16 protein-coding genes are annotated in these 12,286 nt (G+C 64.9%); 7 read left to right on the forward strand and 9 right to left on the reverse strand.

All coding sequences use genetic code 11. The features are described from left to right. Positions 1–22: 22 nt before the first annotated feature. Genes map through yajC form a run of 5 tightly spaced genes read right to left on the reverse strand, consistent with a single transcriptional unit; the run spans position 23 to position 4,164 of the window. The gene (gene map, locus D2N39_RS01000) at positions 23–772 is read right to left on the reverse strand and encodes a type I methionyl aminopeptidase (RefSeq protein WP_119132948.1); all 750 of its coding nucleotides are present in this window, start codon (positions 770–772) and stop codon (positions 23–25) included. Next, positions 769–1,134: an Mth938-like domain-containing protein gene (locus tag D2N39_RS01005; RefSeq protein ID WP_119132949.1), complete on the reverse strand. Its 366-nt coding sequence runs from the start codon at positions 1,132–1,134 to the stop codon at positions 769–771. Before D2N39_RS01005 ends, map begins: the two co-directional genes overlap by 4 nt. Positions 1,135–1,144: 10 nt before the next feature. Beyond that, positions 1,145–2,125 carry a protein translocase subunit SecF gene (secF, locus tag D2N39_RS01010; RefSeq protein ID WP_119132950.1) on the reverse strand — a complete coding sequence of 327 codons (981 nt, stop codon included), beginning with the start codon at positions 2,123–2,125 and terminating at the stop codon, positions 1,145–1,147. A gap of 12 nt (positions 2,126–2,137) precedes the next feature. Further along, the gene (secD, locus tag D2N39_RS01015; RefSeq protein ID WP_119132951.1) at positions 2,138–3,805 is read right to left on the reverse strand and encodes a protein translocase subunit SecD; all 1,668 of its coding nucleotides are present in this window, start codon (positions 3,803–3,805) and stop codon (positions 2,138–2,140) included. Between the two features lie 29 nt (positions 3,806–3,834). Further along, positions 3,835–4,164, reverse strand: a complete 330-nt coding sequence (gene yajC, locus D2N39_RS01020) for a preprotein translocase subunit YajC (protein ID WP_119132952.1) — start codon at positions 4,162–4,164, stop codon at positions 3,835–3,837. Positions 4,165–4,383: 219 nt separating this feature from the next. On the opposite strand from yajC, the gene serS reads away from it, so the two are divergent. Continuing rightward, positions 4,384–5,673: a serine--tRNA ligase gene (serS, locus tag D2N39_RS01025; RefSeq protein WP_119132953.1), complete on the forward strand. Its 1,290-nt coding sequence runs from the start codon at positions 4,384–4,386 to the stop codon at positions 5,671–5,673. Positions 5,674–5,761: 88 nt separating this feature from the next. On the opposite strand, the gene D2N39_RS01030 is transcribed toward serS, so the two are convergent. From D2N39_RS01030 to D2N39_RS01045, 4 genes are all read right to left on the reverse strand, one after another. Further along, positions 5,762–6,367 carry a lytic transglycosylase domain-containing protein gene (locus tag D2N39_RS01030; protein ID WP_119132954.1) on the reverse strand — a complete coding sequence of 202 codons (606 nt, stop codon included), beginning with the start codon at positions 6,365–6,367 and terminating at the stop codon, positions 5,762–5,764. Positions 6,368–6,459: 92 nt separating this feature from the next. Next, positions 6,460–7,005, reverse strand: coding sequence for a helix-turn-helix transcriptional regulator (locus tag D2N39_RS01035; protein WP_119132955.1), 546 nt, complete (start codon positions 7,003–7,005; stop codon positions 6,460–6,462). A 21-nt stretch (positions 7,006–7,026) separates the two neighbouring features. Continuing rightward, the gene (locus D2N39_RS01040; protein ID WP_119132956.1) at positions 7,027–7,554 is read right to left on the reverse strand and encodes a cytochrome b/b6 domain-containing protein; all 528 of its coding nucleotides are present in this window, start codon (positions 7,552–7,554) and stop codon (positions 7,027–7,029) included. 81 nt (positions 7,555–7,635) lie between these two features. Next, entirely contained in the window at positions 7,636–7,881 is a 246-nt protein-coding gene (locus tag D2N39_RS01045) for a PepSY domain-containing protein (RefSeq protein WP_119132957.1), read from the reverse strand. Between the two features lie 229 nt (positions 7,882–8,110). On the opposite strand from D2N39_RS01045, the gene ssb reads away from it, so the two are divergent. The 6 genes from ssb (at position 8,111) to D2N39_RS01075 (ending at position 12,286) form a co-directional block, all read left to right on the forward strand. Further along, positions 8,111–8,680 carry a single-stranded DNA-binding protein gene (gene ssb, locus D2N39_RS01050; protein WP_119132958.1) on the forward strand — a complete coding sequence of 190 codons (570 nt, stop codon included), beginning with the start codon at positions 8,111–8,113 and terminating at the stop codon, positions 8,678–8,680. 26 nt (positions 8,681–8,706) lie between these two features. Next, positions 8,707–9,648 (forward strand): acyltransferase family protein, encoded by a 942-nt coding sequence (locus D2N39_RS01055; RefSeq protein ID WP_119132959.1) that lies wholly within the window; start codon positions 8,707–8,709, stop codon positions 9,646–9,648. Between the two features lie 64 nt (positions 9,649–9,712). Further along, positions 9,713–10,075 carry an SUF system Fe-S cluster assembly protein gene (locus D2N39_RS01060; RefSeq protein WP_054303393.1) on the forward strand — a complete coding sequence of 121 codons (363 nt, stop codon included), beginning with the start codon at positions 9,713–9,715 and terminating at the stop codon, positions 10,073–10,075. Positions 10,076–10,145: 70 nt separating this feature from the next. After that, positions 10,146–10,505, forward strand: a complete 360-nt coding sequence (locus D2N39_RS01065) for a HesB/IscA family protein (RefSeq protein WP_119132960.1) — start codon at positions 10,146–10,148, stop codon at positions 10,503–10,505. Between the two features lie 62 nt (positions 10,506–10,567). Next, positions 10,568–11,311: a triose-phosphate isomerase gene (tpiA, locus tag D2N39_RS01070; protein WP_119133309.1), complete on the forward strand. Its 744-nt coding sequence runs from the start codon at positions 10,568–10,570 to the stop codon at positions 11,309–11,311. A 78-nt stretch (positions 11,312–11,389) separates the two neighbouring features. After that, positions 11,390–12,286 carry a DMT family transporter gene (locus D2N39_RS01075; protein WP_158589755.1) on the forward strand — a complete coding sequence of 299 codons (897 nt, stop codon included), beginning with the start codon at positions 11,390–11,392 and terminating at the stop codon, positions 12,284–12,286.

The raw sequence follows: 12,286 nt of genomic DNA on the forward strand, positions 1-12,286 counted from the left end.
TTTTTCTTGGCGAACGGTGCTGTCAGCCCGGCAGCGTCACCACAATCGGCCCGCGATCCGTCGCGACCACAGTATGTTCATATTGCACCACCGGGGCCGAGGGCTCGGCATAGAGCGTCCAGCCATCGTCACCCTCCTCTGCCCAAAGCCCGCCGGTGGACAGGAAGGGCTCCACCGTCAGCACAAGTCCTTTGGAAATGCGCCGTCGGTCACCGCGGGTGGGCCAGGTGGCGATTTCCTCGGGCGCCTCGTGCAGGGCGCGACCGATGCCATGGCTGGCCAGATTGCGGATCAGCGTGTACCCCCGCGCCGAGGCAAAGCGCCCGACCGCCGCGCCGATGCCCGCAAGTGGCTTGCCGCTGCCGACCTGCGCCACACCGATCTCGGTCGCGCGCTTGCCGTCGCGGCAGAGCCGGTCCAGCACGGGCGAGACCTTGCCCAGCCGGAAGGTCGCGCCGGTATCGGCGAAGAAACCATCGCGCGCGGCGGACACGTCGATATTCACCAGATCCCCCAGCGTCAGTTCGCGTGGGCCGGGGATGCCATGGGCAATTTCCTCATTCACGCTGATGCAGGTCGCGCCGGGAAAGCCATAGGTGGACTCGGGCGCCGAAACGGCACCCTCGCGTTCCAGATGGGCGCGGCCGATGGCATCAAGCTCCAGCGTGGTCATTCCGGGCTGCATGGCGCGGGCCATGACCTGAACCGTATCGGCAACGATACGACCGATGCCGCGCAGCGCCTCCAGTTCGTCTTCCTGGGTGATCGTCATTCCGCGCCGCCGACCGGAAGCACCGCGATGGCGATGCGGCGGCCTTCGCTCAGCAGCACGTTGTAGGTGCGGCAGGCGGCGGGCGAGGACATGACCTCGACGCCAAGCCCTGCGGCCTCAAGTTCCGCGCGCAGGGATGCGGGGGCATGGGCGATGTCGGCCCCCATGCCGAGGAAGATCACATCCACCTCGCCCGCCAGCGCCAGCAGCGCGGCGGTATCCTCCAGCCCGCCCCAGGGGCCGGCGTCCCAAGGCGTGATGATGGCCGCGCCTTGCAGGACGCGGCCCCCGATGCGGAAGAAGCCGGGGCCATAGCCCTCGACCGGCTGCGCCTCGCCATAGCTGATCTCGGTCAGGCGCATCCCCACCTCCTCAGGCGTCGATATTGGCGAATTCGTGATCGCCTTTCGCACGCTCTTTCTTCTGCTTCTCGCTGCGGTCCACCCCCAGCATCAGCACGATGTTCTTGGCCACATAAAGCGTCGAATAGGTGCCGATGATGACGCCGAAGAACATGGCGAAGACGAAGCCCCGGATCACGTCGCCGCCGAAGATGATCAGCGCGGCCAGCGCCAGAAGCGTGGTCGTTGCCGTCATCACGGTGCGCGAAAGGGTTTCGTTGGTCGTCAGGTTCATCATGTCGCGCAGCGGCATGGCCTTGTATTTTGCAAGGTTTTCCCGAAGGCGGTCGAAGATGACCACCGTATCGTTGACCGAATAGCCCAAGATGGTCAGCAGCGCCGCCACGATGGTCAGGTCGAACTTGATCTGGAAGATGGCGAAAACCCCGATGGTGACCAGCACGTCATGCACCAGCGCCGCCACCGTCCCCAGCGCGAATTGCCATTCGAACCGCAGCCAGACGTAGAAGGCGATCCCCGCGGAGGCGGCGACCACCGCCATGATGGCCTTCCAGATCAGCTCTTGCGACACTTTCGGGCCTACGGATTCGACCGACGGAAAGGTGATCGCCGCATCAACCTTCTTCAGAGCCTGCTCCACCGCGTCGATGGATTCGGGCGTCACCGCCTCGTCCCCTTCCTGCGGTGCGATGCGCAGCATGGCGACATGCTGGTCCGCGCGGAAGGACGGGTCGAAGACCTGCGTGATCGACACATCCCCCAGCCCAAGGTCAGAGACGGCGGCCCGATAGACCCCCACATCCACCGCATTGGTGCTTTCAGTGCGGATCGTGGTGCCGCCCTTGAAGTCGATACCGAAGTTCAGCCCCATGATGACGACCGCAAGGATCGACACGATGGAGGCGATGATGGACCCCCCGAAGGTGATCCACTGCCAACGGAAAAAGTCGATGTTCGTCTTGGCGGGAACAAGTTTCAGACGGAACGCCATGGCTGCCCCTCCTCAGACGGTGATCGTTTTGGGGTGACGCCACCCCAGATACAGGTTGATGATCGCCCGCGTGACGTAAACGGCGGTGAACATCGAGGTCATGATGCCGATGCCGGTGGTGACGGCGAAGCCGCGCACGGGACCGGAGCCGACGATAAACATGATGACAGCAGTGATGATGCTGGTCAGGTTCGAGTCGACAATGGCCGACAGCGCCTTGCCAAAGCCGATCTCGATGGCCGCGCCCGGTGATTTGCCCTCGCGCAATTCCTCGCGCACGCGCTCATAGATCAGCACGTTGGCATCGACCGCGACGCCCATGGTCAGCACGATCCCCGCGATGCCCGGCAGGGTCAGCGTGGCGCCGATGATCGACAGCACGGCAAAGATCATGGCGATGTTGAAGGCCAGCGCGACAACGGCGAAGGTGCCGAAGATGCCGTAGCTGGCAATCATGTAAAGCGCGACCAGCGCGGCACCGACCAGCGCGGCCTTCTGGCCCGCGTCGATGCTGTCCTGCCCCAGTTCAGGGCCGATGGTGCGTTCTTCAAGGAAGGTCATCTCGGCCGGCAGGGCACCGGCGCGCAGCAGCACGGCCAGTTCGGTGCTTTGTTCCACCGTGAAGCTGCCGGTTATGATACCGCGTCCACCGGGGATGTGGCTCTGGATTACCGGGGCGGAAATCACCTCGTCATCCAGCACGATGGCGAAGGGCTTGCCGATATTGTTGGCGGTATAATCGCCGAACTTGCGCGCGCCGCCGGTGTTGAACTGGAACTCCACCGCGGGACGGCCGTTCTGGTCGAAGGCGGGCTGGGCGTTGGTCAGTTCCTCGCCGGTCACCACGGGGGTCTGTTCGACGATGTAATAGACGCCCTTTTCATCCATCGAGGGCAGAAGCTGATTGCGCGGGCCCGGATTGGCGCCCGCATCCTGCGTCACGCTGACGACCGGATGGAAGGTCAGTTTCGCCGTGGTGCCGATCAGGGATTTCAGTTCTGCCGCCGATCCGATGCCGGGCACCTGAATCAGGATGCGATCCTCGCCCTGACGCTGGATCGTCGGTTCGCGGGTTCCGACCTCGTCCACCCGGCGGCGGATGATCTCAAGACTTTGCTGAATGGTGCGCTGGTCGGTGGCCTGACGTTCGGCCTCTGACAATTGCACCACGATGTCGCTGCCTTCGGCGCTGACATCAATGTCGTTCGAGCCGATGCCCGTGAGGCTGACCACCGGGGTCGCCAGAGCGCGCACCTTTTCCAGTGCGACGGCCATGCCGTCGGGGTTGGAGATGGCGACGCGCAACACCCCGTCCACCGAGGGCTGGCGCCGCACATTGCCGACCTGATCACGCACATCGCGCAGCGCATCGCGCACATCGGGCCACATGGCGTCAATACGGGCGGCGTAGACATCCGCCACCTTCACCTCGGCCAGCAGATGCGCGCCGCCCCGCAGGTCAAGACCCAGCGGCACGACATAAGACGGCAGCCAGTCAGGCCAGAGACTGCGCGCGGCCTCCTGTTCGGGCGTGGCCGTTCCGCCCGCCGTGGCGATCGCGGCAACCGCGTCATTGTGCTTTTCGACCCTGTCATAAAACAGGTTCGGCACCGAAAACGCGATCCCGAGGAGCACGATGCCCCAGATCAGCAGGTTTTTCCACAGCGGGGTATGGGTCATGTCGGCCTTCCGTCCTCAGGTGCCGGGCCTCAGGCGGCCGTGGCGGGCTCGGTCTTGTTCATCACCTGGGCGATGGTCTGGCGCGGGGTCTTGACCACGACACCCTGCGCGATCTCGACATCCAGCATGCCGTCCTCGTGCACCTTCACCACCTTGGCGACGATGCCACCCTGGGTCAGCACCTGATCGCCACGGCGCAGTTGTTCGACCATGGCCTTGTGGTCTTTCATCTTCTTCTGCTGCGGGCGGATCAGCAGGAAATACATGATCCCGAAGATCAGGATCAGCGGCACGAAGCTGGTGAAGGCCGAGGCGGCGCCGGCTCCGGCGGCCTGCGCATAGGCGGGGGTTACGAACATGGGCTTTCGTCCTCTCGTTAGGCATGGGCCGGCGGGCCGGCTCTTTCGGTGGCGCAACCTATCCGCGCCCCGGCTGCAAGGCAAGGCACGCAGGTGCCTGCCCGCGCTGCACATAGGTGTGACCGCACAGGCAGCCAAGGGGCGCACCGCCTTTCCGCTTCACCACGGCGCGGCGATGTTGCATATGGAGGGCATCCATAGTCCTTGGAGATGAGAGAAATGCACGACATCCGCGCCATCCGCGAAAATCCCGCCGCTTTCGATGCCGCCCTGGCACGCCGGGGTCTTTCGCCGCTGTCGTCGGATGTGCTGGCGCTGGACGAGGCGCGGCGCGCGCTGATCCATGCGGCCGAAACCGCGCAGGCGGCGCAGAATGCTGCCTCCAAGCAGGTGGGCGCGGCCAAGGCCAAGGGCGACGATGCGGAATTCGAGCGTCTGCGCGCGCTGGTGGCCGAGAAGAAGGCCGAGATCGCCGCGATGACCGCCGAGGCCGACCAGAAGGATGCCGCGCTGCGCGACATGCTGATGCGCATCCCGAACAGCCCGCTGCCGGAGGTGCCGGAAGGCGCCGACGAGGCCGGCAATGTGGAGCTTCGCCGCTGGGGCACACCCCGCACCTTTGATTTCGCGCCGAAAGAGCATTTCGAGATTGCCGGTGTGAAACCGGGGATGGATTTCGCCACCGCCGCGAAACTGTCGGGCTCGCGCTTCGTGGTGCTGCGGGGCGCGGTGATCCGCGTGCATCGCGCACTGGCGCAACTGATGCTGGACACCCATGTCGGCGAGCACGGCCTGACCGAGACCTGGACCCCGGTTCTGGTCAAGGAAGAGGCGATGTATGGCACCAACCAGCTGCCGAAATTCGCGGAAGACAGCTATCAGACCACGAATGGCTGGTGGCTGGTGCCGACCTCGGAAGTGACGCTGACCAATACGGTGGCGGGCGATATTCTGGACGAGGCTGTCCTGCCGATCCGCATGACCGCCCATACCCAGTGCTTCCGGTCCGAGGCCGGCTCGGCGGGCAAGGACACGACGGGCATGCTGCGCCAGCACCAGTTCGAGAAGGTCGAGATGGTGTCGATCACCACGCCCGAGACCAGCCTTGCCGAGCATGAGCGCATGACCCGCTGCGCCGAGGCTATCCTTGAGAAACTGGACCTGCCCTACCGGACTATCGTGCTGTGCACCGGCGACATGGGCTTTGGCGCGACCAAGACCCATGACCTTGAGGTCTGGCTGCCGGGGCAGAACACCTACCGCGAGATCAGCTCGGTCTCCGTCTGCGGCGATTTTCAGGCGCGGCGGATGAATGCGCGCTATCGCCCCGCGGGCGGCAAGCCCGAATTCGTCCATACGCTGAACGGCTCGGGCCTTGCGGTCGGGCGTTGCCTGATCGCGGTGCTGGAAAACGGCCAGCAGGCCGATGGCTCGGTCGATCTGCCGGAGGCGCTGTGGCCCTATCTGGGCGGCAAGCGGCGCATCGCGGCGAACGGCGATCTGGTGTGATCTGACGAAAGGAGGGGGCTGTCTGCCCCCTCTTGCCTGCGGCAATTCACCCCCGAGGATATTTTCGCCAAGATGAAAACCCGTAGGGTCAGCTGCCGGCGATGACCTTCACGTAATTCTTGGTCTCGGCATAGGGCGGGATGCCGCCATGCTTTTCCACCGCCAGCGGGCCGGCATTATAGGCGGCGAGCGCATGGCGCCAGTTGCCAAATTTTCCATACATCATCGCAAGATAGCGCGCGCCACCCTCAAGGTTCTGATGCGGGTCATTGATATCGACACGCAGCAGGCGCGCGGTATCAGGCATCAGTTGTGCAAGCCCGGTCGCGCCCTTGGGCGAGACGGCATTGGGATTCCAGCCGCTTTCCTGCTGCACCAGCCGCAGGAACATGTCTTCCGGCACGCCATGCTTGCGCGCCATGGCCTTGGCGACCTCAAGATATTCGCCTTTGTAGCGCCCCGAATAGCGCGGCGTGGCGGCCGCGGCAGCATTCTCGATCTTGGGCTTGTTGGGTTTCAGGCGGTCGGAGCCTTCGTATTGCTTGGCCAGACGACCATCCAGAAGCGCCGTTTGCGACTTGAACAGCAGCCCGCGATTCTTGGTGGAGCCGGAAAGTTTCAGACCGTCCGCAAAAGCGGGAGCACAAAGCAGAACCCCCGCGACAAGGGCCAGCGAAACCACTTTCCGACGCATGTGCATACCTTCGGCAACTATTCCGTTGCGCAGGACTATACGAATTTTCGCCTCCGCTGCCAGCGGATTCGCCCGCCGGGGCTTGTGGCGGGTCAGCCCGGCGCAGAGGCGTTCGGCGGGTTCCCGCCATCTGCCCTGCCTTCGACCAGCGGCGCACGCAACAGATCCTCGATCAGGAGCGAGGTCAACTGCCCCCGCCCCGTCACCCCGGCCTTGCGATAGATTGCATTCAGGTGGGTCTTGACCGTCGCCTCGGCCGAGCCGCGAAAGCCCGCGATCTCGGCGATGGAATAGCCCTTGATGGTGAAGGCCGCGATATCCTGTTCGGATGGCGTCAATTTCCAGTCGCGGAAATAATTCTCCATCACTTCGTGCAGGGCACCGGCCGCGACACTCATCTGCCGTTCAAGCTGCGCCTGCCGCCGCAGCAGGCGCAACAGGTAGCGGATTTCAAAGGCGACGCCCAGAACCAGACCAATGGTTGCGCCCAGTTCCGGCATCGTGTGGGCGTCCCGCACGCTGGCCCAGCCTTCGGCCTGAATATCCTCGATCACGTCCGCGATGAAGAAAAGCACACAGATACTCTGGAACAGGATCAGCGCCGTAAGGCCGATCTGGCGCGAGGAAGGCGAAGTCATGGGCAGGCCGGTCCGTTGTCTTCAGTCGTTCGGGAAGTTCTTGTAACCCGTAACCATCGAGGCGGGAAGGTTGATCCGCAACCGGCGGCTTTCCAGCGCCACGGCGGCGATATGGGCGACCACCGAAATCTCGGCCCAGGTCACCGCGATCTCGTGCAGATCCTCGACCCATGCGCGCCCGAAAAACATGAGCGTGGTCTGCATGTAGCCGCTGATCCCGACGATGATCAGCGTAATCAGCAGGTTGTAGATCATCAGCGCGCCCAGCGGCGAATGGCCGTGATGCGGGCGGCGGCGCCAGGCGGCCATTTCAGCGGCCTGATCGAAGGCACCGGAAAGGCTGGGCGGGAAATCGCTGAACCGGGCGTGGCGGCTGCCGATCAGGCCCCAGACAATGCGCGCGGCAACGAGGGCCAGCACGAAATAGCCGATCCAGTGATGCAGATCGCGCTCGGGGTTGGTGAAGAGGGCATTGGCCGCGAATGCCAGCGCCAGCGACCAGTGGAACAGACGCACGAACACGTCCCAGACATAGGCTTTTTCCGTCATGCTTGGCATCCGGTTCTGAGGGGAAAGGTCACGGCCGGTCCGCGCGATGTGGCGAACCGGCCTGAGGGACCGGAGAAGGTCTTATTCGTTGTTCGACTTGACGATGTTCATGTCGGCGTCGAGATACAGTTCGAAAGTTTTGCCATCCTTCACGGCGTAGACTTCGATCATGCCATCTTCCATGTCCACCTTGCGGACCTCGTAGCCCTGCGCGGTCATGGCGGCTGTGGCCTTGTCACGGGTCGCGTCGTCGATCTTGTCGCCCGAGGCGAAAGCCGGAGCGGCAACGGCGAGGAAGGCAGCAGCGAGGAGGGAAAGGGATTTCATCTTGCGTCCTTTCGGGAGCGTTTCGGGGTGCGCCGTGCCATGATGGCAGGGCTGGGGCCGATTTGCCCGGTGATCTGCCGGGTCGCCATCCGCAGCGGGTCGCAGGAACCGGCCCTGCAACCCCGGTTGCAGGCGTTGAAGCCCGCCCCCCGGCCCGCTATAGGAGGAGCAACGGAATATTTACCAATGCGGGCCAGCCTTGCCCGCAGATGAGAATCGGGAGTGGCGCATGGCGGGTTCGGTCAACAAGGTCATCATCGTGGGCAACCTCGGCCGCGATCCCGAGGTGCGCAGCTTCCAGAACGGCGGCAAGGTGGTGAACCTGCGCATCGCCACCTCGGAAACCTGGCGCGACCGGAACTCGGGCGAGCGCAAGGAACGCACCGAATGGCATTCGGTCGCCATTTTCAGCGAGCCGCTGGCCAAGATCGCCGAGCAATATCTGCGCAAGGGCAGCAAGGTCTATATCGAGGGCCAGCTTGAAACCCGCAAATGGCAGGATCAGAGCGGGCAGGATCGCTATACGACCGAAATCGTGCTGCGCCCCTATCGTGGCGAACTGACGCTGCTGGATGGCCGTGGCGAGGGCGGCGGCTCGGGTGGCGGCGGCTATGACGATCAGGGCGGCGGCTATGGCGGCGGCAATGATTACGAAGGCGGCCGGGGCGGTGGCAGTTTCGGCGGCAGCTCGGGTGGCGGTTACAGCGGTGGCCGTTCGGGTGGTGGCGGTAGCCAGCAGGGCGGCTTTGGCGGTGGCGGTGGTGGCCGCAACGATATGGATGACGAAATCCCGTTCTGAGCCACCGGCAAACCTGACCGACCGCCATGCAGCGCCGCCGCACGCTTGACCTGTTGAAGCTGGCGCTGGCCGTCATGGTGGTCGGCATCCACGTCAACCCTTTCGGGATCGACAGCCGCGCGGTGGTGCTGATCACGGGCGACGGTCTGTTTCGGGTCGCCGTGCCCGCCTTTTTTGTCATCAACGGCTATTTCTTCCAGCCGCGCGTGGCTGCCGGGACCGTTGGCCCCTATCTGCGGCGGCTGGTCTGGCTGTATATGGTGTGGATGGCGCTTTACCTGCCGGTCTGGCAAAGCGCCTTCTTCGCCTCGGACTGGCTGACCATCGGCCGGGTCTGGGCGGTGGGGTGGTGGCATTTGTGGTATCTGATCGCCGCCGCGCTGGCCGCTGCCCTTGCGACGCTGGTTGCGCATTGGTCCACCCGCCGCCTGCTGGCACTGGCCGTTCTGGCCTTTACGGCCGGAGCGGCGGTGATGTGGGGCTTTGCCTGGCAGATCTGGCCACCAACGCCCTATTGGGTGGGCAGCCCGGTCTGGCTGCATCGGAACGGGCTGTTCCTCGGCCTGCCCTTCTTCCTGCTGGGTCTGCTGATCCGCCGCCACGACCTGCCTGCCCGGCTGGACCGGCACCCTGTCGGCATTGTCGCCCTGCTGGCCTGCGCCGCGCTGCCGCTGGAATCGCTGGCGCTGGAGGCCATCGCCCCGCAGGGCGTCAGCCATGACAATCTGCTGGGGCTGGCCCTCGCTGCACCTGCGCTGGTGCTCTGGGCGCTGATGGGCCGCAGCACGACCACCCGCGATTATGGCACCATGGCCAATGCGATCTACTTTTTGCACGTGTTCTTCGTGGCCTGGACGATCCGGTTGACCGACCTGCCCTACCCTCTGGTTTTCCTCTGGGCGCTGGCCGGGTCCGCCCTGCTGGGCTGGGGCATGATCCGTAGCGGGCTGGCACGACGGTTGCTGTAACGCCTGCTCTGGACCTTCGCCCGGTAATCCCTATATATTCGGTCAACTAAAGTGCGAGAGACCCATGACCGAGGCTCAGGACCAGATCGAGGGCGCCCCCCTCATCAAACCCTCCACCACCGACCATCCGCTTTACGACAATGTGGTAGAGGCCTGCCGCACCGTCTTTGACCCGGAAATTCCGGTGAACATCTTCGACCTTGGCCTTGTCTATACGGTCGAGATCGGCAGCGCGAACGAGGTGGAGATCGTGATGACCCTCACCGCTCCGGGCTGCCCGGTCGCGGGTGAGATGCCGGGTTGGGTGCAGGACGCTGTGGAGGCCGTGCCGGGCGTGCAATCGGTGCGTGTGCTGATGACCTTCGATCCGCCCTGGGGCATGGAAATGATGTCCGACGAGGCGCGGCTGGAACTGGGGTTCATGTAACCCCCGTGCCGCCCCTTGAGGTGGCAGGTGCAAAAACCTATGTTTGTGCCATAGCATAAGGACCAACCCGATGTTCGGCATCCCCGGCAAGCAAGCCGTGACCCTGACCCCCGCTGCGACGAAGCAGATCCTCCGCCTGATGGAAAAACAGGCGGCGCAGGGTCTGCGGATCGGCGTCAAGAAGGGCGGCTGTGCCGGGATGGAATACACCATGGATTACGTCTCAGAGGTGAATCCGCTGGACGAGGTGATCGAACAGGACGGCGCGCGGGTGCTGATCGCCCCGATGGCGCAGATGTTCCTGTTCGGGACCGAGATCGACTATCAGGTTTCGGCGCTGGAGGCGGGCTTCCGCTTCAACAATCCGAATGTGGTCGAGGCCTGCGGTTGCGGCGAATCCATCAAGTTCCGCGACGCGCCCGCAAGCTGAACCCTTCCCTCAGGCTGACAGGTTTGGCATAACCCTTTCCGAACTTTTCGAAAGGGATGGATATGCGCAGACTGGCCGCCGGAAACTGGAAGATGAACGGCACAGCCGCCGATCTGGCCGAAGTGGCGGCGCTGACAGCCGCACATCCGGCGCCCGGCTGCGAGATGTTGCTCTGCCCCCCCGCAACGCTGATCGACCGTATGGCGCGCGCCGCCCATGGCACTGCGCTGCGCATCGGCGGGCAGGATTGCCACGCCAGAGCCACCGGCGCCCATACCGGCGATGTTTCTGCACCGATGCTGGCCGAGGCCGGGGCGTCATACGTCATCCTTGGCCATTCTGAACGCCGCGCGGATCATGGCGAAACCGATGCTCAGGTCTGCGCCAAGGCCGAAGCCGCATGGGCCAGCGGGCTTGTCGCCGTGGTCTGCGTCGGAGAAACCGAGGCGGAACGCGATGCCGGTCAGGCGCTGGCCGTGGTCGGGCGGCAGGTCGAAGGCTCGGTGCCCGAGGGTGCCACGGCGGAAAATATCGTGATCGCCTATGAGCCGGTCTGGGCCATCGGCACCGGCCGCACCCCCACCCTGCACGAAATCGCCGAGGTCCACCGCTTCCTGCGCGCCGAACTGGTCAGCCGCTTCGGTGCGGCCGCCAAGGGCATCCGTCTGCTTTACGGCGGTTCGGTCAAACCCTCGAACGCGGCCGAAATCTTTGCCACCCCCGAGGTCAATGGCGCGCTGGTCGGCGGCGCGAGCCTCAAGGCCGCCGATTTCGGTGCCATCGTCGCGGCGCTGTCGGCAGCTTGATCCGCAGCGACATCCCCGGTCGCATATGGTCGCGCGGCTGCGCGCGGCCCGCGTCAGTCTGGCGTCATGCGCATCCCGATGACCCCGCTTCTGGCGAACCTTCTCTGCCTCGGCTCCATGCTGGTCTGGGCCATGGGCCTTCCGGCGGCCGAATATCTGATCGGGCCGATCCCGGCGCTGCCGCTGACCGCGCTGCGCATGTCCATCGCGGCGGCGGTGCTGCTGCCGGTCTGGCTGCTGATCGAAGGACCCGCCCGGCTTCGCACAGCGCCCTGGCGCCGGGGGCTGCTGCTCGGCGGGCTCAGCTTCGGGCTCAGCGGCGTGCTGCTGGTCATGGCGCAGGCGGCGACCGATCCGGTGACCGTGGCGGTGATTTCTTCCGCCATGCCGGTCATCGGTATCGCCATCGAATGCGCGGCCGACGGCCGACGCCTGACCCTGCCGCTGACGATTGGCCTTGCGCTATCAGTCGCGGGCGGCGTCGTCAGCCTTGGTGGCGCCCTCGGCGCGGTGGATCTTGGCTTTGGCGCCTTCTGCGCCGCCGCCTCGATCCTCGCCTATACGCTCGGCTCGCGGTTCAGCGTCACCGCCCTGCCGGGGCTGAGCGCCTGGGGCCGCACCACCGTCACCCTGGCGGGCGCGGGGCTTGCCACCGGCATCGGCGCGGGCATCGCCGCGCTTACCGGCGGGCCTGCGGTGCAATGGGCGGCCATCGGCCCGACCGAAATCGCGGCGCTCGCGGTATTTTCCATCTGCGGCATGGCCTTGTGCCAGATTCTATGGATCGCCTCGGTCTCGCATCTTGGCATCGGCCTCGCGGCGCTGCATATGAATGCGGCGCCCTTTTATGTGATGCTGTTCCTCAGCCTGCTGGGACAGCCCTGGAACTGGGTTCAGGCGCTTGGCGCCGCCATCGTTGGCGCGGGCGTGCTGATCGCACAGCACCGCCCCACGCCCACCCGGCAACCCACCTGA

The sequence above is a fragment of the Gemmobacter lutimaris genome (assembly GCF_003570715.1).
Lineage (GTDB): Bacteria > Pseudomonadota > Alphaproteobacteria > Rhodobacterales > Rhodobacteraceae > Gemmobacter > Gemmobacter lutimaris.